The sequence below is a fragment of the Streptomyces sp. NPDC042259 genome (genome assembly GCF_055582085.1).
In genome coordinates this window covers 295541-316441 of the sequence record NZ_JBVJDW010000001.1, presented here as the reverse complement: position 1 = coordinate 316441, position 20901 = coordinate 295541, and the positions used below count along the sequence as shown (strand labels likewise).

The following is a 20901-nucleotide window of genomic DNA, read 5'->3' as shown; positions in this document are numbered from 1 at the left end:
GCTACGCGCGATCGGTGGGCCGCCTGAGAGCGGTCCACCACCAGTTCTGGGTCGTCGGCGCGAACATGCTGCGCACCCTACCGGAACCCCGACATCCGAGTGCGGGCCGTCTCAGATGTCGAACCGGCGGATGGACCGACGACCCGACCCCGTAATGTTGGAGTGTGACCGTGAACGCTGAACTCCACGCCGGTGGCAACACCTGGCGCTCCCTGCCCGCGGCGCAGCAGCCTGACTGGCCGGATCAAGAGGCTCTGCGCGATGTGATCGCCGAGCTCGAGTCGTATCCCCCGCTGGTCTTCGCGGGCGAGTGCGACCAGCTGCGGCACCGTCTGGGAGCCGTCGCCCGCGGTGAGGCGTTCCTGCTCCAGGGCGGCGACTGCGCGGAGGCGTTCGACGCCGTCGGCGCCGACCAGATCCGCAACAAGCTCAAGACGCTCCTGCAGATGGGCGCGGTGCTGACCTACGCCGGGTCGGTGCCCGTCGTGAAGGTGGGCCGCATCGCCGGCCAGTACAGCAAGCCCCGCTCGAAGCCGACCGAGACCCGCGACGGCGTGACCCTGCCGACCTACCGCGGCGACTCCGTCAACGGCTTCGCCTTCACCCCCGAAGCGCGTACCCCGGACCCGCAGCGGCTCAAGCGGATGTACAACGCCTCCGCCTCCACCCTGAACCTGGTCCGCGCCTTCACCACCGGCGGCTACGCGGACCTGCGCCAGGTGCACGCCTGGAACCAGGACTTCGTGAAGTCCTCCCCCTCCGGCCAGCGCTACGAGGCGCTCGCCCGGGAGATCGACCGCGCGATGAACTTCATGAACGCCTGCGGGGTGGACCCGGAGGAGTTCAAGACGGTCGAGTTCTTCTCGTCGCACGAGGCGCTCGTCCTGGACTACGAGTCGGCGCTGACCCGTGTCGACTCGCGCACCGGCGACCTGTACGACGTCTCGGGCCACATGCTGTGGATCGGCGAGCGCACCCGGCAGCTCGACGGCGCGCACATCGAGTTCGCGTCGAAGATCCGAAACCCGATCGGGGTGAAGCTCGGCCCGTCGACGACGCCCGAGGACGCGCTGACCCTCATCGAGCGGCTCGACCCCGAGCGCGAGCCGGGCCGGCTCACCTTCATCACCCGCATGGGTGCCGACAAGATCCGGGACAAGCTCCCGACGCTCGTCGAGAAGGTCACGGCGTCCGGTGCGCAGGTCGTCTGGATCAGCGACCCGATGCACGGCAACACCTTCGAGGCGGCCTCGGGCCACAAGACCCGCCGCTTCGACGACGTGCTCGACGAGGTCAAGGGCTTCTTCGAGGTCCACAAGAGCCTCGGGACCCACCCGGGCGGCATCCACGTCGAGCTGACCGGTGACGATGTCACGGAGTGCGTGGGCGGCGGCGACGAGATCTTCGTCGACGATCTGCACCAGCGCTACGAGACGGCGTGCGACCCGCGCCTCAACCGCAGCCAGTCCCTGGACCTGGCGTTCCTGGTCGCGGAGATGTACCGGGACCAGTAGCGGACCCGGCGGAAACGCACAGTGGGGCGCGGATCGAAGTGATCCGCGCCCCACTGCGTTGTTAATCCCCGACCGGGCCGGGTAAGGTAAGGGTAACCTTATTGATCAACCCGGTGAGGCGGTGAACCGCGTGTACGTCTGCTCATGCTTCGGGATCACCGAGCGGCAGGTGCGCGAGCACGCGGACAGCGGGGCGTGCACTCCCCGCCAGATCGCCTCCGCCTGCAAGGCCGGCACCGACTGCGGCGGCTGTGTCCGCCGCATCCAGGCCATCCTCGGCCGTGGCGCGTGCCCCCGCCGGGAACTCGCCGACCAGGGCGACCCGGCGGTGCTCAGCGCCCAGCCGGCCGGGATACCCCAGGCGCAGGCGGCCTGAGTCAGCTGTCCGGCTGCTCGATCAGCTGCGCGAGGTACAGCGGCTCACCGAGCTTCTCGACCAGGTCCAGCTGGGTGTCGAGATAGTCGATGTGGCTCTCCTCGTCCGCGAGGATCGACTCGAAGATGTTCGCCGAGGTGATGTCGCCCTTGGCCCGCATGACCTCCACGCCGCGCTTGAGGCGGTCGATGGCCTCGACCTCCACCTGCCGGTCGGCCTGGAACATCTCGGTCACCGTCTGTCCGATCCGGACGTGGAAGAGCCGCTGGTAGTTCGGCAGCCCGTCCAGGAACAGGATCCGGTCGGTCAGGATCTCCGCGTGCTTCATCTCGTCGAACGACTCGGCCCGGGTGTGCTTCGCGAGCTTGGGCCAGCCGAAGTTCTCCTGCATCTTCGCGTGCAGGAAGTACTGGTTGATGGCCGTCAGCTCGGCAGTCAGCTGCTCATTGAGAAATTCGATGACCTCGGGGTCGCCCTGCATCGCAGAGGCTCCTTCCAAGAGGATGACTGGCAGGTAGGCCGCATCCTCGCACCGCCCCTCGGAAGCGTCCAGTAAGTGCACACTTAGTGGGAGTTGCCCCACTAGCGGAACCCCTGGTCATCACCACACCCGCAGGTCTGACACCATGGACCCATGGGTCAGTCGGAAAGCCGCAAAGGGGAACATCTTCAGCTGCCTCCGGGGCAGCGTCTCCAGCGCGGCTGGCCGGTGACGCACTACGGACCGGTGCCGAAGTTCAAGCCCGACCGCTGGGAGTTCCGCGTCTTCGGCTCGACCGCCGACGGTGACAAGCACTGCTGGAATCATGACGCCTTCTCCGCCCTGCCGTATTCGACGGTCGTCGCGGATCTGCACTGCGTCACGAAGTACAGCATGCTCGGCGCGGAATGGGGTGGTGTTTCGGCCCGTACGATCCTCGAACTCGCACCGCCCGCCCCCGAGGTCACCCATGTGATGGTGTGGGCCGAGTACGGTTTCAGCTCGAATCTGCGGCTCGCCGATTTCACCGCCGAGACGACGATGTTCGCCACCCACAAGGACGGCGAGCCGCTCACCGCCGAGCACGGCTTCCCGGTCCGGCTCGTCGTACCGCACCTGTACGCCTGGAAGGGCCCCAAATGGGTGCGCGGTGTCGAATACATGACCACCGACCGCCGGGGTTTCTGGGAAGAGCGCGGCTACCACAATGTCGGCGACCCTTGGCGTGAGCAGCGCTACTCCTACCAGGAGGAGCCGGGGGACGGGCCGGAACTTTGACCAGCCCGTCCGGCGATTGAGGACACCGCCGCGCAGCGGTGGTGCAAACCGCCACTACCCACCGTCGCGCAGCGACTTCAGCCGTGCCACATCCGCGGCGTGCCCCTCCTTGCCGCCCGGGGTCTCGATCGTCAGCGGGACGCCCTCGGTCGCCGGGTGGGTGAACAGCTCCGCGAACGGGTCGGCGCCGATGTGGCCGGAACCGATGTTCTCGTGCCGGTCCCGGTGCGCGCCGACGGTCTCCTGGGAGTCGTTCGCGTGGATCAGCCGCAGCCTGCCCTCGCCCACGACGGAGACCAGTTCGTCGAGCGTCCGCTTCATCCCGCCGGTCTCGGCGAGGTCGTGACCGGCCGCGAAGACATGGCAGGTGTCCAGGCAGACCCCGAGCTTCGGGTGGTGCTCCAGCGCGTCGAAGTACGGGCCGAGGTCCGCCATCAGTGAGCAGAGCGAGGCTCCCTGACCTGCCGTCGGCTCCAGCAGCAGCCACGGGTCGTCGTCGTGGGTCAGCTCGTCCAGCAACGGCAGCAGCCGCTCGTGGACCTGCGCCAGGGCCTCGTGGCGCGGCCGGCCGCCGGTCGCCGAACCGGTGTGCACGACCACGCCGCGCGCCCCGATCGCCCGACCCCGGCGCAGCGAGTGCCGCATCGACTCCACGGACTTCTCCGCCGTCGCCTCGGTGTGCGAACCGAAGTTGATCAGGTAGGGGGCGTGCACGAAGACGGGGAGCGACTCGGCCGCGCAGGCGGCGCGGAACTCCTCGTCCTGCCGGGCGTTGCCGGACGGGGTCGCCCAGCCGCGCGGATTGGCGACGAAGACCTGCACGGCCTCGGCGCCCATCTCCCGGGCGTACGGCAGACCGACCCTGGCCAGACCGCCGGCCACCGGGATGTGGCCGCCGACGGGATTGCGGGCGCGCCCGGTCAGCGGTGCGTTCATGGTTCCGTTCACGGCTTCAGAGACCGCCCTTGAGACGGATGGTGATGGTGTCGCCCTTGGGCGCCTTGTCGCCGCCCTTGACCGACTGGCCCTCGACCGAGTCCCGGGGGAAGAGGAACGGGCGGTCCACCTTCACCGCGAAGCCCGCGGCCGTCAGCGCCCTCTTGGCGTCGGCCTCGCTCCTGCCGGTGACGTCGGGGACCTCGACCATCTCCTTGCCCTTGGAGACCGTGATGGTGACGGTGTCGCCCTTGGCCACCCGCTCGCCCCGGGCGGGGGACTGGCCGGCCACCGCGCCCTTCTCCTTGTCGGAGAAGACGGGGTCGTCCGCGACCTTGACCTTCAGGCCCCGCCCCTCCAGCGCGGAGGTGGCGTCCCCGATGGACAGCCCGCTCACGTCCGGCACGTCCAGCGCCTCGCCCTTGCTGACGGTCAGGGCAACGGCCGTGCCCGGACGGCGCTCCACGCCCGGCTTCGGGTCGGTCGCGAGCACCGAGTCCTGCGGGGTCTCACCACTGAACTGCCGGCCGACCTCGCCGACCGTCAGCCCCGCGTCCTCGATCTTCCGCTTCGCGGTGCCGAAGGGCATGCCGACGACATTGGGCACCTCGGCCCGGGCGGGACCCTTGGACAGGACGATCGTCACCTTGCCGGTGTTGCGGATACGGCCGCCCGGCCCGGGGTCGGTGGAGATGACGTGGCCGCGCTCGATGGTGTCGCTGACCTCCTCCTTGACCTTCACCCCGAGGCCGGCCCCGCGCAGCTCCCGCTCGGCCTTCTCCCGTGGCATGTCCAGGACGGCCGGGACCTTCGTGAACTGGCCGGAATTGATGTACCAGACGCCCGTGCCCGCCAGCACCAGCAGCACCGCCGCGAGCACGGCGAGCAGCCCGCGCGACGGCCGCCGCCGGCCCGGGCGCGGCACGGTGCCCGGCGGTGCCGGCGGGGGTGGCGGCGAGAGCACGGGCTCCAGTCGCGTGGTGTGGTCGAGGTGATCGTCGGGGGCGGGCGCGGGCGGCGCGGCGGGGGTTCGCGGGATCACGCTCGTACGGTCCTCGGAACCGGCGTGGTCCGAGGCAGGCTCCCCGTCGCCGCCGTCGGCCGCGGCCCGCGGCGGCACCACGTCGAGCTGCTCGTCGGACAGGCTCTCGCGCACCCCGTGGACCAGCCCCAGCAACGCGATCGCGTCCGCCGGGCGCAGCCGGGGATCACGCGCCGTCGCGGCGGCCACCAGGGCGTCCAGCTCGGCCGCCAGCCCCGGGACGGTCCCCGACGGCGGCGGTACGTCCTCGTGGAGGTGGCGGTAGAGCACCTGGGCGGGGGTGCTGCCGGTGTGCGGCTTGGAGCCGGTGAGCATCTCGTAGAGGACGACACCGCAGGCGTAGACGTCGGCGCGGGTGTCGGCGGTGCCGTGCTCCAGCTGCTCGGGCGCGAGGTACGACACGGTGCCCAGCACCGAGCCGCTGTTGGTCGTGGTGTTGGTGTCCACGGCCCGCACCAGCCCGAAGTCGGCGACCTTGACCCGGCCGTCGTCGCCGATCAGCACGTTCTCCGGCTTCATGTCCCGGTGCACCAGCCCGGCCAGATGGGCGGCGCCCAGCGCGGCCAGGACGGGCTCCACGATGTCGAACGCGGCGCGCGGCTGGAGCGCCCCGCGCTCGCGCAGCACGTCGCGCAGCGTGCACCCGGCCACGTACTCCATCGCCAGGTACACATAGACGCCGTCGGTGCCCTGGTCGAAGACGCCCACCACATTGGGGTGGTCGAGCCGCGCCACGGACTTGGCCTCGCGGATGAAGCGCTCCACGAAGGCCGCGTCGGCGGCCAGGCCCGGATGCATCACCTTCAGCGCGAGCACGCGGTCGAGCCGGGTGTCGACGGCCCGGTAGACCGTGGCCATGCCACCGACGGCGATCCGCGCCTCGACGCGATAGCGGCTGTCGAGCACGTGCCCGACGAGCGGGTCCCCCAGGGTCGTATCCACGGCACACGAGTCTACGAGCCACGACGGACAGCTCGAACGCGGTGCGCCTACCCTGGCGGTGCCGCTTGTCTTTTTGTGACCTTTCGCCTGGTCGGCGGATCTTCGGCTACCGGCCGGTGGTGCCGCCTGCGGCGGCGGGCGCCCTGCGGGCGCGTCCTCAATCGCCGGACGGGCTGGTTTTGGCTGAGGCCGGCCACATCGCCTGCGGGCCCGGGGCCCGTCCTAGAACGCCGGACGCTCCGGATCCAATCGCGCCAAGCCCTCCGCAGGAGAAGACGCCTCGGCGAAGTGCCGGCGGGGGATGCGGCCCGCCCGGTGGGCCAGGCGGCCCGCGTGGACCGCATGGCGCATGGCCTCCGCCATCAGCACCGGTTCCTGGGCGCGGGTCACCGCCGAGGCGAGCATCACCGCCGCGCACCCCAGTTCCATGGCGAGCGCCGCGTCGGACGCGGTGCCCGCGCCCGCGTCGAGGATCACCGGGACCCCGGCGCGTTCGGTGATCAGCTGGAAGTTGTGCGGGTTGCGGATGCCGAGGCCGGAGCCGATGGGGGAGCCCAGGGGCATGATCGCGGCACAGCCGACGTCCTCCAGCTTGCGGGCCAGGACCGGGTCGTCGTTGGTGTACGGCAGGACGGTGAACCCGTCGTCGACCAGGATCTCGGCGGCGTCCAGCAGCTCGATCGGGTCGGGCAGCAGGGTGCGCTCGTCGGCGATCACCTCGAGCTTGACCCAGTTCGTGCCGAGCGCCTCACGGGCCAGCCGGGCGGTGAGGACCGCCTCACCGGCGGTGAAGCAGCCCGCCGTGTTCGGCAGCACCCGGATGGCGTGCTTCTCCAGGACGGAGAGCACCGAGCCCCGCACACCGGCGTCCAGCCGGCGCATGGCGACCGTGGTCAGCTCGGTGCCGGAGGCCAGCAGCGCGCGTTCCAGCACGTCGAGGCTGGGCGCCCCGCCCGTGCCCATGATCAGCCGGGAGGAGAACGCGGTGCCGGCGATGGTCAGCGAATCGTCTGCCACGACGGATCAGCCCCCCTGCACGGCGGTGAGGACCTCGACGCGGTCGCCGTCGCCGAGCGTCGTGGCGGTCCACTGGCCACGGGGGACGACGGCCTCGTTGACGGCGGCGGCGACACCCGCGCGCGCGGTGGTGAGGGCCGCGACGAGGCCGTCGAGGGTCAGCCCCCGGGGCACCTCGCGCCGCTCGCCGTTGACATGGATGCCGACGTGGGCCTCGGGGCGGTCGGTGGGATCGGTGGGGTTCATGCGGGCAGCTCCTGGAGCGCGTTCGAGAAGCGTCGGGGGGAGAAGGGAAGGGCCGTCTCCGGCAGCCGTCCACCGGTCAGCACCTCGGCCATCACCTCGCCGGTGAGCGGGGTGAGCAGGATGCCGTTGCGGTGGTGGCCGGTGGCCATGAGCAGGCCGGGCAGTTCGGTCGGCCCCAGCAGGGGCGCGTTGTCGGGGGTGCCGGGGCGCAGCCCGGCGCGGGTCTCGACCAGGGGCAGCTCGGTGATGCCGGGCACCAGCTCGTGGGCGTCGCGCAGCAGCTCGTACACCCCGCCGGCGGTGACGGTGGTGTCCCAGCCCAGCTCCTCCGTCGTGGCTCCGACGACCAGCTCGCCGTTCTCGCGCGGCACCAGATAGACCGGGCCGCCACGGACCACCGCCCGTACGGTCCGGGACAGGAACGGCGCGTACGGGCCGGGCACCCGCAGCCGCAGGATCTGGCCCTTGACCGGGCGGACCGGGGGCAGCACCCGCTCGGGGACCCCCGCGAGACGGCCGCTGTGGCTGCCCGCGGCGAGCACGGTCGCCCCGGCGGCGACCCGGGTGCCGTTGGCCAGCTCGGCCCCCGTCGCGCGCTCCGCCCCGACCGTGAGGCGGGCCGCCGCCGCGCGGTGGAACCGGACACCGGCCCGCTCACAGGCGATGAGCAGGGCCTTCGCGAGCCGCCGGGGATCGGTCTGGTGATCGCCGTCCACCCGCACACCGCCGCTCACCCCCGGCGCGAGCATCGGCTCCAGCCGCCGGCACTCGCGCCCCGACAGCCACTGCGCCTCCAGCCCGGACCGCTGCTGGAGGGCGTGCAGCTCCCGCAGATGGGCGCGGTCGTCGGCGTCGAGGGCGACGGCGAGGGTGCCGCAGGCGCGGTAACCGGTGTCCTGGCCGCTCGCCTCCTCCAGCTCGGCCGTGAACGCCGGATAGCGCCGCGCGGACGCCAGATTCAAAGCGAGCAGCCACTGCTCACCGTGGTGCAGCTCCGTCACGGCGGCCAGCATGCCCGCCGCGACCAGGGCCGCGCCGCCGCCCGGCGCGGGGTCCGCGACGACCGTGCGCAGACCGCGCTGCGCCGCGCGCCACGCCGTGACGAGACCGATGACACCGCCGCCGACGACGAGCACGTCGCAGACGGTGTCCGACGGCGTGCCCGGCCCCGCGGGCATGGTGGAAGACGCGTGCATGGGCGTCCAGCCCCTCCCTTCGCCGGCATGACCCGGATCAGGTTCGTACGGTCGGAGGCCGTCCAGCCTCCCTCTCAGCCCGGTCGTCCGGGCTCCCGCGAGTGCTTTGCACGGCCACCCTAGTACGCGCCGCGAAAGGACCGGAAGGGCGGCCGGACGGGCCAGGCCCGCGCCGCCCGGCACGCCCCGGCGACCGCCCGTGGTGACGCTGTGTCAGACGTCTCCGCGGCGGGTGCTCCGGTACGGACAGGCCACGGCCCTACAGTGATCGGGTGAGCGAGCACGGGAAAGCAGCGAAGACCACCACCGACCGGCGCGTCGTCATCGTCGGCGCCGGGATGGCCGGGGTGCAGACCGCCGTCGCCCTGCGCGAGCAGGGCTGGCGCGGTGCGATCTCCGTCCTGGGCGCCGAGCCCCACCGGCCGTACGACCGGCCGCCGCTCTCCAAGGCCGTCCTGCTCGGCAAGGCCGAGGGCTCGGCCTTCGAGGTGGACTTCGCGTCGCTCGGCATAGAGCTGGACCTCGGCCGGGCGGCCACCGGCCTGCGCGCCGCCGAACACCTGCTGGAGACCGACGCCGGGCCCGTGTCCTACGACGTGCTGGTCATCGCCACCGGCGCCGAACCCCTCGCCCTGCCCGGCAGCGAGGGCGTGCCCGGTGTGCACCTGCTGCGCACCCTCGACGACGCCGAGCGGCTGCGCCCGGTACTGGCCGGGCGGCACGACGTCGTGGCGGTCGGCGCGGGCTGGATCGGCGCGGAGTTCGCGACCGCCGCACGCGAGGCGGGCTGCCGGGTGACGGTCGTGGAGGCCGCCGAACTGCCGCTGGCGGGCGCCATGCCGCCCGAGGTCGCCGCCCCCATGGCCCGCTGGTACGCCGACAGCGGGGCCCGGCTGCTGACCGGCGCCCGCGTGGCCGCCGTGGAGGCGGGCGCGGTACTGCTGGCCGACGGCACCCGGCTCGCGGCCGACGCGGTGGTCGTCGGCATCGGGGCGCGGCCCGCGACCGGCTGGCTGGCCGGCTCGGGCGTCGAGCTCGCGGCGGACCGCTCCGTCGTCACCGACGACCGGCTGCGCACCTCCCTGCCCGACGTCTACGCCGTCGGCGACTGCGCGTCCTTCCCCTCCGCCCGCTACGGCGAGCGGCTGCTGGTGCACCACTGGGACAACGCCCTGCAGGGCCCCCGGACCGTCGCCGCGAACATCGTCCACGGCCCGGCCGAGAGCCCGGTCTACGACCCGGTGCCCTACTTCTGGTCCGAGCAGTTCGGCCGCTTCGTGCAGTACGCGGGCCACCACGCGGCCGCCGACGAGCTGCTGTGGCGCGGCGACCCCGACGGTGCCGCCTGGACGGTGTGCTGGCTGCGCGCCGGCGTTCTGGTGGCCCTGCTGGCCGTGGGCCGGCCCCGTGACCTGGCCCAGGGGCGCAAACTCATCGAGCGCGGGGCCGCCATCGACCGGACGAAGGCCGCGGACGCGGCCGTGCCGCTGAAGACCGCCGCGCTGTGACGCGGTCCGCACCGCTCGCCCGGCCGGTTCCGGGTCCGGCGCGGGTCAACCCGGCTACCCACTGTCAGTCCTAGATGGCAGGCTTGTCCCGTGACCGAGATTGACGCAAAGATTGATGCTCTCGTCCCCGCCTGGCTCAACCTCCCCGATATCGCCGAGATGCTCGATATCGAGGTGACGCGCGTCCGGCAGCTGGTCAAGGAAGGCCAGCTGATCGCCGTGCGCCGTGGCGAGAACCGAGTGCTCCAGGTGCCCGCCGACTTCGTCGGCGAGGGCAAGGTCGTCAAGGGCCTGGCCGGGACCCTGACGCTGCTGCGGGACGACGGCTTCAGCGACGAGGAAATGCTGGAGTGGCTGTTCACCCCGGACCCCACCCTGCCCGGGACTCCCGCGCAGGCGCTGCGCGAGAATCGTGGCACGGAGGTGAAGCGCCGCGCCCAGGCGCTCGCCGTCTGACGCACCCGTAGGCGCCGTAGACGCGAAGTGAGACAACCGTCCGGCGTACGGGCAGGGGGCGATCCCCTGCCCGTACGCCGCCGACCCGGGGGGACCCACCGAACATGTCCGTCACCGCACGCGAGCGGCTCGCCGACGCCCGGCTGTACCTGTGCACCGACGCCCGCAAGCGCCAGGGCGACCTGCCGGAATTCCTGGACGCCGTGCTCGGGGCCGGTGGCGTCGACATCATCCAGCTGCGCGACAAGGGCATGGAGGCCGGGGAGGAGCTGGAGCACCTCGCCGTCTTCGCCGAGGCGGCCCGCCGCCACGGCAGGCTCCTCGCGGTGAACGACCGGGCCGACGTCGCCCACGCCATCCGCTCCGACGTCCTCCACCTGGGCCAGGGCGATCTGCCGGTGCCGGCCGCGCGGGCGATCCTCGGCGACGACGTACTGATCGGCCGCTCCACGCACGCCGAGGCGGAGGTGGCCGCCGCGGCCGCCGAGCCCGGCGTCGACTACTTCTGCACCGGCCCCTGCTGGCCGACCCCCACCAAGCCCGGACGGCACGCCCCGGGCCTGTCCCTGGTGCGCTACGCCGCGGCCCTGGAGGCCACGGGCCCGGTACGGCCCTGGTTCGCCATCGGCGGCATCGACGCCGGCAATCTGGACGAGGTGCTCGAAGCGGGCGCGCGGCGGGTCGTCGTGGTGCGCGCGATCACCGAGGCGGACGACCCGGGCGAGGCCGCGGCCCGGCTCGCGAAGCGGGTCCGCGACCACGTGGCGTAGGCCCCCGGGTCCACGACATTTCCACGAAATGTCCAGGGTGTGGACACTGGCCGGGCGAAAAGGGCATATCGAAAACGTGGCTTGGGGCCTCCGTCGCGCCGCTGGTTAACTTGCCGGTATGGCCCTTGGCACTGCTTCCACCAGGACAGACCACGCCCACACGGTGCGTGAGCTACTCGCCCGAGGCGAGCGGTCGTATTCGTTCGAGTTCGCGGCCCCGAAGACCGAGAAGGGTGAGCGGACGCTGTGGAACGCCATTCGCCGCATCGAGGCCGTCGCCCCCACCTTCGTCTCCGTGACCTACGGTGCGGGCGGCTCTTCCCGTGAGGGCACCGTGCGGGCGACCGAGCGCATCGCGACCGACACCACCCTCACCCCCGTCGCGCACCTGACGGCGGTCAACCACTCCACGGCCGAACTGCGCAACGTCATCGGCCAGTACGCCGACGTCGGCATCCGCAACATGCTCGCCCTGCGGGGCGACCCGCCCGGCGACCCCATGGGCGAGTGGGTGCGCCACCCGAAGGGCATCGACCACGCGGCCGACCTGGTGCGGCTCATCAAGGAGTCCGGCGACTTCTGCGTCGGTGTCGCGGCCTTCCCCGAGATGCACCCGCGCTCCACCGACTGGGAAACCGATATCAGGCACTTCGTGGACAAGTGCCGCGCGGGCGCGGATTTCGCCATCACCCAGATGTTCTTCTATCCGGAGGACTATTTGCGGCTGCGGGACCGCGTCGCGGCGGCGGGGTGCGACACCCCGATCATCCCGGAAATCATGCCGGTCACGAATGTGCGCCAGATCGAACGATTCGCACAGCTCAGCAACGCGGCGTTCCCCCCGGATCTGGCGGAACGGATCCTTGCGGTCAAGGACGACCCGGCGGCTGTACGCTCGATCGGGATCGAGTACGCCACGCAGCTGTGCACTCGGTTGATGGCCGAGGAGATTCCCGGGCTGCATTTCATTACCCTGAACCACTCCACGGCGACTCTGGAAATCTACGAGAATCTGGGACTGCACCAGCGGTCCTGACGGTCGGCCCGCGAACGGCGGCCGTACGAGAGGGGCGTTAATGGGCTGGACGGTCCTCTACATCGCGTTCGGCGTCGTCGCGCTCTGGCTGCTGGGCGAGGTGCTGCTGCAGTACAAGGCGCGGCTGCGCTGGCGGCTCCTGGCGTTCGTCGGCTTCCTCGGCGTGGTCGTGGGTGTGCTCATCCCGTCCGTGGTGGTCATCGCGGTGGGCGCGATCGCCTTCGCGATCGGGCAGACGTATGTGACGCTCTCCTTCCGCCGTGGCTTCTCCACCGGCTGGGCGATCCGCCGCGGCAAGGACGACGCCGCGGAGCCCGCCGCCGGGCCCCCGGCCGCGGCCGGCACCCGGGGCGGCCGCCGGCGCCGGGGCGGGGGCACCGCCTCCCTCGCCGAGCCGACCCTCGAGGTCACCGGCCTCGAAGTCCATCCCGTCCCCGAGGCCGACCCGGGCCCGGCCCTGCTGCCCAGCGCGGTCCACCAGCCCGTCCCCGAACCGTCCGACGAGGCATCCCCCGGCCCGTACGGCGCCACGTCCGGCTACGGCGACACCTCCGGTTACGACCAGCAGGACACGAGCGTCTTCGGCACCTACGACCCCTACGGCGGCCAGAGCCCCGACCCCTCCGGTGCCCCGGCCCAGGGCGGCCAGAGCGGCCAGAGTTCTTATGCCGGCCAGTTCGACTACGGGCAGGGGCAGTACGCGCCCTACTCCGACCCCTACATCGGCAATCGCCAGCAGCCCTACGAGACCTACGGGGGCTACGGGCAGCAGGAGGCCCAGGCCCAGCAGCAGTACGACGCGGGCACGGCCGCCGGCTACCCCGTCGACGCGTACGGCATGCCGCGGCAGTACGACATCGACACCCCGCCCGGCGGTGTCTGGGTGCCGCAGCAGCGCGACAACGACACCCCGCCGCCGCCCGGGCAGCAGCCGACCTACCCGGAGCAACTGCCGGGCAACGGCTACGACGAGCAGCACTACCGCTACTGACGCGGCCCGCCACGGTCACGCACCCCTCGTACCCGCCCGGCGGGTACGAGGGGTGACGCTCATCCGGGGGCGACGCTCACTGGGAGCCGCGCCAGTCGGACCCGGAGACGATGAGACCGGCGACCAGCGCCCCCGACATCCCGGCGTGGGCGAGCCCGCCGCCCGGGTGGGCGAAGCCGCCCGCGAGGTGGAGCCCGGGCACCGCGGTCGCGTTGCCGGGGCGGAGGAAGGCGCCGTCCGCACCCGCCAGCACCGGCGCGGGCACTCCGCCGCCCTCGGCCCCGACGGCCGCTTCCGTATCGGCCGGAGTACGGACCTCCCGCCACAGCAGCCGCTCCCGCAGCCCCGGTACGGCCGCCGCCGCGGCGTCGACCATCCGCTGTGCGAAGCCGTCGACGGCCCGCTCGTCGGCCCAGTCGACGCGGCCGTGCGGCGCGACCGTGGCGGTGAGCGTGACGGCCTCGTGCCCGTCGTCCGGACGGGTCGCCGGGTCGTCCGGACGCAGCACGGTCACCGTCGGCCGCCAGTCCGCCCCGCCGTCGGCGGGACCGCCGAAGACCGCGGTCAGTTCCGCCGCCCGGTCGTCGGTGTGGACCACCGTGCGGTGGACGGCGCCCTCGGGCCGGGCCCCGCGCAGCGCGAGGAAGACCGTGAACCTGCCGGGTGGCACCGGTGCCTGGGGCCGCGTGGCCGCGCCCGGCGCGATCGCCGCCAGCCGGCCGGGCGAGACGCCGGCGACCACCATGTCCGCCTCGGCGACGCTCCCGTCGGCCAGCTCCACCCCGGCGGCCCGCCCGTCCCGCTCCAGCAGACGGACCACCTCCGCCCCGAAGTGGAACTCCACCTTGCGGGCCCGGCAGCGCTCGTACAGCGCGTCGGCGAGCGCCCGTACGCCACCGCTTACGTACCAACTGCCGAAGGTCTGCTCCATGTAGGGCAGCACGGTCGCGCTGCCGGGGGCGCGGCGCGGGTCCAGTCCGTACGCCAGGGCGTGGCTCTCCAGCAGGGCGGCCAGCCGTGTGTCGCCCAGCTCGCGCTCCGCGACCGACGCGAGGGTGACCGGGCCGGGCCGCCGGAACAGCGCGCGCCTGCGCACCGCCGGGTAGGGGTCCCGGCCCAGGGCCGTGCGGTCCTCGCGCAGCGGCTCCTCCAGCAACGGCCGCCGGGTGGCGTCCCAGACCTCGCGCGCCCGGTTGACCAGGTCGCTCCAGCGCTCGCCCGCACCCGGGCCGATCGCGGCGTCCAGCGCCTGGACGACCCCCGCCCGGGAGGCGTTGGGCAGCGAGACGTCCGTGCCGTCCGCGAAGACGTGCCGGCTCGCCGGGTCGACCTGGGACAGGCCGACGCAACGCTCCAGCGGCTCCTTGCCCGTCTTGACGAACAGGTCGCGGTAGACGGCGGGCAGATGCAGCAGCCCCGGCCCCGTGTCGAAGACGAAGCCGTCCCTCTCAAGGCGCCCGACGCCGCCTCCGTGCGTCGCCGCGCGCTCGTACACCGCCACCCGGTGGCCCGCGACGGCCAGCCGGGCGGCGGCTGCCATCGCGCCCATCCCGGCGCCGATCACCACAATCCGTGCCATGCCAGTGACTGTATCCGGCGCCACCGACAACACCGCCCGGTGCCTTTCCCCAGCCGCCCCCGGCGCGCGGCGGCCCGCTCGCCCGGCGGTGAACGCACGGGCGTGAGTACACGTACTCAGTACCGGAGATGAGTAGCCGCGCGGATGGGACGGGGGCCGCGCGGAAGGAAGAGTGGTGCCCACGGAAGAGCCGGAGTGCCGGACCGCCGACACGGGGCGGCGGAACGGCGCGACGGCTCGGCCGTGACGGGGGAGAACCGGGTCTCCACGGGGGAAACGCGGAGGCCCGGGGGGCATGGGGGAACACGGGGGAAGTACGGGGGAACGCTGTTCCGGTGCGGGCCGAGGGGGATCGGACCGCACCGGAACAGCGCCGTTCCCCCGGTGACGGCCTGCTGCGCGCCCGTCAGCGGATGGTGCCGCCCACCCGTCCCTGCAACAGCCGTGACAGCGCCGAGTGCACCTCGTCGACCGACCGCTCCGGCTGGAAGGACTGCCAGTCCAGGGCCGCCACCAGCACCATGCCGAACAACGCCGACGCCGTCAGCGGCACATCGATCTCCGGGCTCAGCTCATCGGCGGCGACCGCCTCCCGCAGCACGGACTCGATGACCGCGATGGCCTTCTGCCGCACCTGCATCAGCGTCGACTGCCAGGACCGGTTGGTGCGCCACAGCTCGGCCACGTACAGCTGGGTGAGCGCCGGGTAGCGCGAGATGAAGTCCAGCCCGGCCCGGACCATCGCGTCCAGTGCGTCGACGCGGCCGCCGCCGCGCTCGGCGCTCTCGTCGGCGGCCCGCTGCAAGGAGTCGGTCAGCAGCTCGATGCCGTGCCGCAGCAACTCCTCGAACAGCACGGACTTGCTGGCGAAGTTGTAGTAGACCGTGCCTTTGGCGACTCCGGCCCGTTCGGCGATCTCGTCCACCGTGGTGGAGGAGAAGCCCTGTTCGGCGATGAGGGTCACCGCCGCCTCGAAGAGCTTCCGCCGGGTGTTCTGACGCCGCGTACCGCTGCTGTCCATGGGGATGATTCTCCCTGCCGGCGAGGTGTCGTCGCGCACAGGTCCCGCGCGCTTCACAGGCTCAGCTCCGGGTGCAGCCGGTCCACCGTCCAGACCTGCTTGCGCCGTGCCGTCCACGCGGTGAGCGTGAGCGCGCCCAGGGTGAACGCGGCCAGCACGCCGCACGCCCGCCACACCGGGGCGGGCCCGCCGCCGGTGATGAGGTGCCGCAGCCCGTCCACCACGTAACTCATCGGCAGGAAGGGGTGGACGGCGTTGAAGAACCCCGGACTGGTCTGCACCGGATACGTGCCGCCCGCCGACGTCAGCTGGAGCATCAGCAGCGCCAGGACGAGAATGCGCCCGGCCGGGCCGAAGCGGGCCCCCAGCCATTGCACGATCGCGGCGAAGCACGCCGTGACGAGGACCAGGAAGCCCATCGTGGCGGCGGCGCGCGGCAGTTCCAGCCCGAGCAGCCAGTGCAGCACGGACAGCAGCGCGCCGACCTGGAGCACCCCGATCGCGGCGACCGGGAGCCAGCCCGCGAGGGCGATCCGCCAGCCGCCCGCGCCGACGGCCAGGGCACGCCGGTTGAGCGGCTGGATCAGCATGTAGGCGACCATCGCGCCCACCCAGAGGGAGAGCGGGATGAAGTACGGCGCGAAGCCGGTGCCGTAGTTGGCCGCCTTGTGGGTGGCATGGGAGGCCAGCGCGACCGGGTCGGCCATCACCCGGGTACGGGCGTCACGCTCCTTCCGGTCGTAGTCGGGAATCCGGTCCACGCCGTCGCGCAGCCCGCCGGCGAGTTCGGCGGAACCGTCGGAGAGCTTGAACATGCCGCCCCGCAGGGTGCCCGCGCCCTCGCGCAACTTCCCGATCCCGCCGTCCAGATCGCCGACGCCCTCCTTGGCGGTGCCGAGCCCGCTGTACAGCCTCCCGGCCCCGGAGTGCAGTGCCCCGGCGCCCTCGGCGACCTTGCGCGCCCCCTGGTCGAGGGCGTTGACCTTGCGCACGGCCCCGTCGATGTCCCGGGCGAGGTGCGGGGCCTCGTCGGCGAGCCGCACGGCATAGGCGTGCAGGGTGTCCAGCCTGCCCGGCAGCCGGTCCAGTTCGCCGTTCTCGTTGTGGACCAGGGCGCTCAGGGCCGCGGCGCCGTCGGCCGACTTGCCGGCGGCGAACACCGCCTTCCGCAGCTCCGGGCAGACGGCGTCGGGGGCCGGTTTCGCGCCCGGCCCGCATGACTTCTCGTACGCGGCGGCCAGGGCGTCGGCGGCGCGGCGGCTGCCGTCGGCGAGCCGGGCGGCGGTGGCGGGGGAGGGCAGATCGTCCAGGTGCTCCCGCAATGTCTTCGCCGCCTGGGCGACGACGCGGGCGGTACGGCCGATCTCCTCGGCGTTCGCCTTGACGAAGGCACCCTCCTCGGCCGCGGCGCCGTTGACCTTGGCGGCCAGTTGCCGGGTGCCGTCGGCGACCTTCCGCGCGCCCGTGGCCAGCTCCAGTGACGCGCTGTCCAAGGTGCCCGCCCCGGTGTGCAGTTCGTCCACGCCCTCCTGGAGGTCGCCGGTGCCCTTCTCCGCGTCGGCCAGCCCCTTTTCCAGGTCCCCGGCGCCCTTGCGCGCCTTGCCGATCCCGTCGTCGAGCCGGCCCGCGCCGGCCGCGGCCTTCGCCGTCTTGTCGTGGAGGTCGGAGAAGGAGACGAAGATCTTGTCGTAGAAGGACCGGGAGGTCTTGCGGGAGGCGGCCGCACGGACCTCGGAGAAGACCGTGCGGGAGATCTGGCCGACGATGTAGTTGTTGGAGTCGTTCGTGCGCACCTGAAGCGCGCCCGTCCGGGGGGTCCGGCCCGAGCTGGAGGCGACCTGTTCGCTGAAGTCGGCGGGCACGGTCAGCGAGAGGTAGTACGTGCCGTTCTCGACGCCCTTACGCGCCGCCTCGGCGCTCGTCTCGTGCCACTGGAACGACTTGCTGTCGCGCAGCCCCTTGGCGATCGTGTCGCCCGCGCTGAGCCGCCGGCCGTCCACGGTGGCACCCCGGTCGGCGTTGACCAGCGCCACCGGCACCTTGTCGAGACGTCCGTAGGGATCCCAGAAGGACCACAAGTACAGCGCGCCGTAGAGCAGCGGCAGCAGCAGGAGCGCGACGAGTGCCGCGCGGGGGAGCCGTCCCCTGCCGAACCGCCTCAGCTCAAGGGCGGCCAGTCTCGGCGAACGCATCTGCCGTCTCCTCCTCGTCGGCGGTGACGGTCCCGGCCGCGCGGCGGTCCGTCGAGACGACGACCGTGCCCTCGGGCGGCGCCGCGGCGCATACCGCGAGCACGGTCGTACCGGCGTCGGCCACCGACCGCAGCAGCGCCCACGCATGCGTGCGGTCCGCGTCGGAGAGCTTGAGGTCGGTGTCGTCCACGGCGAGCAGCCGAGGACCGCCGATCAGGGCGAGGGCCACCGACAGCCGCAACGACTCCAGCCGCTCCAGGTCCCGTACGGCCGTACGGCCGCCCTTGGGCAGGGCCGCCGGGTCCAGCCCGGCGGCCGTCAGAGCCGCCTCGATGCGGGCACCGGTCTCCGCCGCCCGCTCGGCGCGCGGCCGCAGCAGACCGCGCAACGGGCCGTCGAACCGGCGGCGCAGCAGCGCGCGTTCCCGCAGGTGCTCGGCGACGGTCAAGGAGGTGTCGAGTTCGGCGACGCCGGGTACGTGCGCGAGAGCGCTGACGCGCCGGACCGCCGCCAGGTTCGCGCGGCGCGGGCCCCGGCCCGTCCCGGACAGTGGCACTCCGGCGACCTCGGCCCGGCCGGCGTCCGCCCGCATCCGGCCGGTGAGCGTGAGCAGCAGACAGGTGCGGCCCGAGCCGGAAGGGCCCTCGACGGCGACGAGCGCGCCGGGCGGGGCCGTGAGGTCCACGCCGGAGAAGGCCCAGCCACGCGGGCCCCGGACGCCGAGCCCCTCGGCCGTGACGGCGGCCCCGGGCGGGGCGCCGGTCGGCGGAGCGCTGTTCACACGAACCTCCCGTACCAGAAGGTGCACTGACCGGTCAGTGCAAAAGCATGGGGGGACAGCCCCCGCGGCCGTCAACCACTCACGGAGGTTTTCGGCCTCGCGCATGCGCCGCCGAACGCGCCAACTGCCCCTGCGCTAGGCGTCTGCCCCTCCCACCCGTCCCGCGCCGCGCGGCGCCGCCGGAGGATCCGCAGTGCCTGGGAGGTCCTGCCCGAGGTCGCCCCCGAACTCGCCGAGTGGAGCGCCCTGTTCGCTTCCGGCGGTTTTTCGGCTACCGGCCGGTGGTGCCGCCTGCGGCGGCGGGCGCCCTGCGGGCGCGTCCTCAAGCGCCGGACGGGCTTGAGGTGGCTGAGCCATGGCAGCCAAGCTCAGCCCATTCCAGCCCGTCCGGCGATTGAGGACAACTGCCGCGCAGCGAGTGACGCGGTGGGGCCGGGCGCCGCCCATTAGGGTGGGGAGCGCCGACGACAGTCCTTCGTCGCCGCCCCGAGGCGGTGGCGACACCGCGCCGAGGAGCCACCCGCCGTGTCAGACCCGCTGCGCCCCCGGGCGTCCCTCCGTACCGCCGTGGTCTGGGAGGTCCTGCGGGACGCCCTCGGCCGCCGGGCCAAGGCCGTCGGCGGGGACGCCACGAGCGAGCTCGAGGTCCTCGACACCGGTGGCGGCTCCGGCTATTTCGCCGTGCCCCTCGCCCGTCTCGGACACCGGGTCACCGTCGTCGACCCCAGCCCCAACGCCCTGTTCGCGCTGGAGCGCCGGGCCGCCGAGGCCGGGGTCGCCGACCGGGTGCGCGGGGTCCAGGGCGACGCTCACGGCCTGTTCGACGTGGTCGAGCGCGGCGGCTACGACGCCGTCCTGTGCCACGGCGTGCTGGAGTACGTCGACGACCCCGCCGAGGGGATCCGCAACGCCATCGCCGCGCTCCGCCCGGCCGGCACCCTCAGCCTGCTGGCGGCGGGCCAGGGCGGCGCCGTCCTCGCCCGGGCGCTGGCCGGTCACTTCACCGAGGCCCGGCAGATCCTCGCCGACCCGGCCGGCCGCTGGGGCGACGGCGACCCCGTCCCGCGCCGCTTCACCGCCGACCAGCTCTCCGAGCTGGTCACCGAGGCCGGGCTGGCCGTCAGCTCCGTGCACGGTGTGCGGGTCTTCGCCGATCTGGTGCCCGGCGTGCTCGTCGACACCGAGCCCGGAGCCATCGACGCGCTGCTCCAGCTGGAGGCCGCGGCGGCCGAGCTGCCCGCCTTCCACTCCGTGGCCACTCAGCTGCACGTACTGGCCGAGCGTGGCTGACCGCACGCGGTAGGTCACAGGCCACCCGATCAGCCCGTTCGCCCCGTATGATCGGTGCACACCGTCCGGCATGGCGGATCGGCGGGCAGGGAATGTACGTCCCGACGTCATCGATCGCCACACCACATCGGTGGGCGGATTGGCGCAGAGGGGCGGGTTTCACGGGGGCGATTCCCTGCCTATCCTGAAAGGGTCGCACCCGGTCGCCCCCCGCGACCGACGAGTAGGAGGACTCCGTGCCGCTCTCGGAGCACGAGCAGCGCATGCTCGAGCAGATGGAGCGAGCGCTGTACGCCGAAGATCCCAAATTCGCCACAGCGCTCGAGGGCAGCGGCCTGCGCACGTACACCCGGCGACGGGTCTACCAGGCGGTCGCGGGTTTTCTGGTGGGCATCGCCCTCCTCATGGCCGGAATGGTCGCCCAGCAGATCTGGATCAGCGTGGTGGGGTTCCTCGTCATGCTGGGATGCGCCGTGCTCGCGGTGACGGGGTGGCGCAAGGCGCCCAGGCCCGGAGCACAGGCCGGACCCGCCGCGATGGGCGGGGCACCCCGGCGACAGGCCCGGCAGCGCCGCACCGTGATGGACCGGATCGAGCAGCGCTGGCAGCGCCGCCGTGACGAACAGGGCCACTGAGCCCCGCATTTCCGTGAAGTAGGTCGAAAGGGGCCGGGACGTTGATGTCCCGGCCCCTTTCGCGTGGCTGCGGGCGCCCTGCGGGCGCGTCCTCAAGCTCCCCCAGCTACCGCTG

Annotated in this window: 21 protein-coding genes, 1 pseudogene and 1 riboswitch; of the genes and pseudogenes, 11 read left to right on the top strand and 11 right to left on the bottom strand. The window is 72.8% G+C overall.

Annotation, left to right across the window (positions count from 1 at the left end):
• Position 1: 1 nt before the first annotated feature.
• Entirely contained in the window at positions 2-67 is a 66-nt protein-coding gene (locus ACZ6MA_RS01450) for a trp operon leader peptide (protein ID WP_469431154.1), read from the bottom strand.
• A gap of 97 nt (positions 68-164) precedes the next feature.
• On the opposite strand from ACZ6MA_RS01450, the gene ACZ6MA_RS01445 reads away from it, so the two are divergent.
• Both ACZ6MA_RS01445 and ACZ6MA_RS01440 read left to right on the top strand, forming a co-directional pair.
• The gene (locus tag ACZ6MA_RS01445; protein ID WP_469430142.1) at positions 165-1514 is read left to right on the top strand and encodes a class II 3-deoxy-7-phosphoheptulonate synthase; all 1350 of its coding nucleotides are present in this window, start codon (positions 165-167) and stop codon (positions 1512-1514) included.
• A gap of 121 nt (positions 1515-1635) precedes the next feature.
• Positions 1636-1890: a (2Fe-2S)-binding protein gene (locus ACZ6MA_RS01440; protein ID WP_469430141.1), complete on the top strand. Its 255-nt coding sequence runs from the start codon at positions 1636-1638 to the stop codon at positions 1888-1890.
• 1 nt (position 1891) lies between these two features.
• Here the strand turns inward: ACZ6MA_RS01440 and bfr are convergent, their stop codons facing one another.
• Entirely contained in the window at positions 1892-2371 is a 480-nt protein-coding gene (gene bfr / locus ACZ6MA_RS01435; RefSeq protein ID WP_469430140.1) for a bacterioferritin, read from the bottom strand.
• 153 nt (positions 2372-2524) lie between these two features.
• Here bfr and ACZ6MA_RS01430 point away from each other — a divergent pair, with 153 nt between their 5' ends.
• Positions 2525-3148, top strand: a complete 624-nt coding sequence (locus ACZ6MA_RS01430; RefSeq protein ID WP_469430138.1) for a sulfite oxidase-like oxidoreductase — start codon at positions 2525-2527, stop codon at positions 3146-3148.
• A gap of 54 nt (positions 3149-3202) precedes the next feature.
• Here the strand turns inward: ACZ6MA_RS01430 and ACZ6MA_RS01425 are convergent, their stop codons facing one another.
• From ACZ6MA_RS01425 to thiO, 5 genes are all read right to left on the bottom strand, one after another.
• The gene (locus ACZ6MA_RS01425; RefSeq protein WP_469430136.1) at positions 3203-4084 is read right to left on the bottom strand and encodes a deoxyribonuclease IV; all 882 of its coding nucleotides are present in this window, start codon (positions 4082-4084) and stop codon (positions 3203-3205) included.
• A 16-nt stretch (positions 4085-4100) separates the two neighbouring features.
• Positions 4101-6068 carry a Stk1 family PASTA domain-containing Ser/Thr kinase gene (gene pknB, locus ACZ6MA_RS01420; protein ID WP_469430135.1) on the bottom strand — a complete coding sequence of 656 codons (1968 nt, stop codon included), beginning with the start codon at positions 6066-6068 and terminating at the stop codon, positions 4101-4103.
• A gap of 222 nt (positions 6069-6290) precedes the next feature.
• Positions 6291-7031 carry a thiazole synthase gene (locus tag ACZ6MA_RS01415; protein ID WP_469431152.1) on the bottom strand — a complete coding sequence of 247 codons (741 nt, stop codon included), beginning with the start codon at positions 7029-7031 and terminating at the stop codon, positions 6291-6293.
• Positions 7032-7091: 60 nt separating this feature from the next.
• Complete coding sequence (gene thiS / locus ACZ6MA_RS01410) at positions 7092-7331, bottom strand: sulfur carrier protein ThiS (protein ID WP_469430134.1); 240 nt, start codon at positions 7329-7331, stop codon at positions 7092-7094.
• Positions 7328-8527 (bottom strand): glycine oxidase ThiO, encoded by a 1200-nt coding sequence (gene thiO / locus ACZ6MA_RS01405; RefSeq protein WP_469430132.1) that lies wholly within the window; start codon positions 8525-8527, stop codon positions 7328-7330. Before thiO ends, thiS begins: the two co-directional genes overlap by 4 nt.
• Positions 8525-8636: riboswitch (TPP riboswitch) on the bottom strand. (Overlaps the previous gene by 3 nt.)
• A 229-nt stretch (positions 8637-8865) precedes the next feature.
• Here thiO and ACZ6MA_RS01400 point away from each other — a divergent pair.
• The 5 genes from ACZ6MA_RS01400 (at position 8866) to ACZ6MA_RS01380 (ending at position 13288) form a co-directional block, all read left to right on the top strand.
• Positions 8866-10035, top strand: coding sequence for an NAD(P)/FAD-dependent oxidoreductase (locus tag ACZ6MA_RS01400; RefSeq protein ID WP_469431150.1), 1170 nt, complete (start codon positions 8866-8868; stop codon positions 10033-10035).
• Positions 10036-10125: 90 nt separating this feature from the next.
• Positions 10126-10491 (top strand): Rv2175c family DNA-binding protein, encoded by a 366-nt coding sequence (locus ACZ6MA_RS01395; protein WP_469430131.1) that lies wholly within the window; start codon positions 10126-10128, stop codon positions 10489-10491.
• Positions 10492-10595: 104 nt separating this feature from the next.
• On the top strand, positions 10596-11261 hold the full coding sequence (gene thiE / locus ACZ6MA_RS01390; protein WP_469430130.1) for a thiamine phosphate synthase: 666 nt from the start codon (positions 10596-10598) through the stop codon (positions 11259-11261).
• Between the two features lie 118 nt (positions 11262-11379).
• The gene (gene metF / locus ACZ6MA_RS01385; protein ID WP_469430128.1) at positions 11380-12297 is read left to right on the top strand and encodes a methylenetetrahydrofolate reductase [NAD(P)H]; all 918 of its coding nucleotides are present in this window, start codon (positions 11380-11382) and stop codon (positions 12295-12297) included.
• 40 nt (positions 12298-12337) lie between these two features.
• Positions 12338-13288 (top strand): hypothetical protein, encoded by a 951-nt coding sequence (locus ACZ6MA_RS01380; RefSeq protein WP_469430126.1) that lies wholly within the window; start codon positions 12338-12340, stop codon positions 13286-13288.
• Positions 13289-13364: 76 nt separating this feature from the next.
• Here ACZ6MA_RS01380 and ACZ6MA_RS01375 read toward each other — a convergent pair whose 3' ends face one another.
• From ACZ6MA_RS01375 to ACZ6MA_RS01360, 4 genes are all read right to left on the bottom strand, one after another.
• Complete coding sequence (locus ACZ6MA_RS01375) at positions 13365-14867, bottom strand: phytoene desaturase family protein (RefSeq protein WP_469430125.1); 1503 nt, start codon at positions 14865-14867, stop codon at positions 13365-13367.
• A 406-nt stretch (positions 14868-15273) separates the two neighbouring features.
• Complete coding sequence (locus tag ACZ6MA_RS01370; protein WP_469430123.1) at positions 15274-15888, bottom strand: TetR/AcrR family transcriptional regulator; 615 nt, start codon at positions 15886-15888, stop codon at positions 15274-15276.
• Between the two features lie 53 nt (positions 15889-15941).
• Positions 15942-18080, bottom strand: a complete 2139-nt coding sequence (locus ACZ6MA_RS01365) for a YhgE/Pip family protein (protein ID WP_469430122.1) — start codon at positions 18078-18080, stop codon at positions 15942-15944.
• Positions 18052-18861: an ATP-binding cassette domain-containing protein gene (locus ACZ6MA_RS01360; protein ID WP_469430120.1), complete on the bottom strand. Its 810-nt coding sequence runs from the start codon at positions 18859-18861 to the stop codon at positions 18052-18054. Before ACZ6MA_RS01360 ends, ACZ6MA_RS01365 begins: the two co-directional genes overlap by 29 nt.
• A 165-nt stretch (positions 18862-19026) precedes the next feature.
• Here ACZ6MA_RS01360 and ACZ6MA_RS01355 point away from each other — a divergent pair.
• The 3 genes and pseudogenes from ACZ6MA_RS01355 to ACZ6MA_RS01345 form a co-directional block, all read left to right on the top strand.
• Positions 19027-19122: pseudogene (locus ACZ6MA_RS01355) on the top strand (SAV_6107 family HEPN domain-containing protein); the annotation flags it as partial.
• A 264-nt stretch (positions 19123-19386) separates the two neighbouring features.
• Positions 19387-20151 carry a methyltransferase gene (locus ACZ6MA_RS01350; RefSeq protein WP_469430118.1) on the top strand — a complete coding sequence of 255 codons (765 nt, stop codon included), beginning with the start codon at positions 19387-19389 and terminating at the stop codon, positions 20149-20151.
• Positions 20152-20387: 236 nt separating this feature from the next.
• Positions 20388-20786 carry a DUF3040 domain-containing protein gene (locus ACZ6MA_RS01345; protein WP_130877337.1) on the top strand — a complete coding sequence of 133 codons (399 nt, stop codon included), beginning with the start codon at positions 20388-20390 and terminating at the stop codon, positions 20784-20786.
• The last annotated feature ends 115 nt before the right edge of the window (positions 20787-20901 follow it).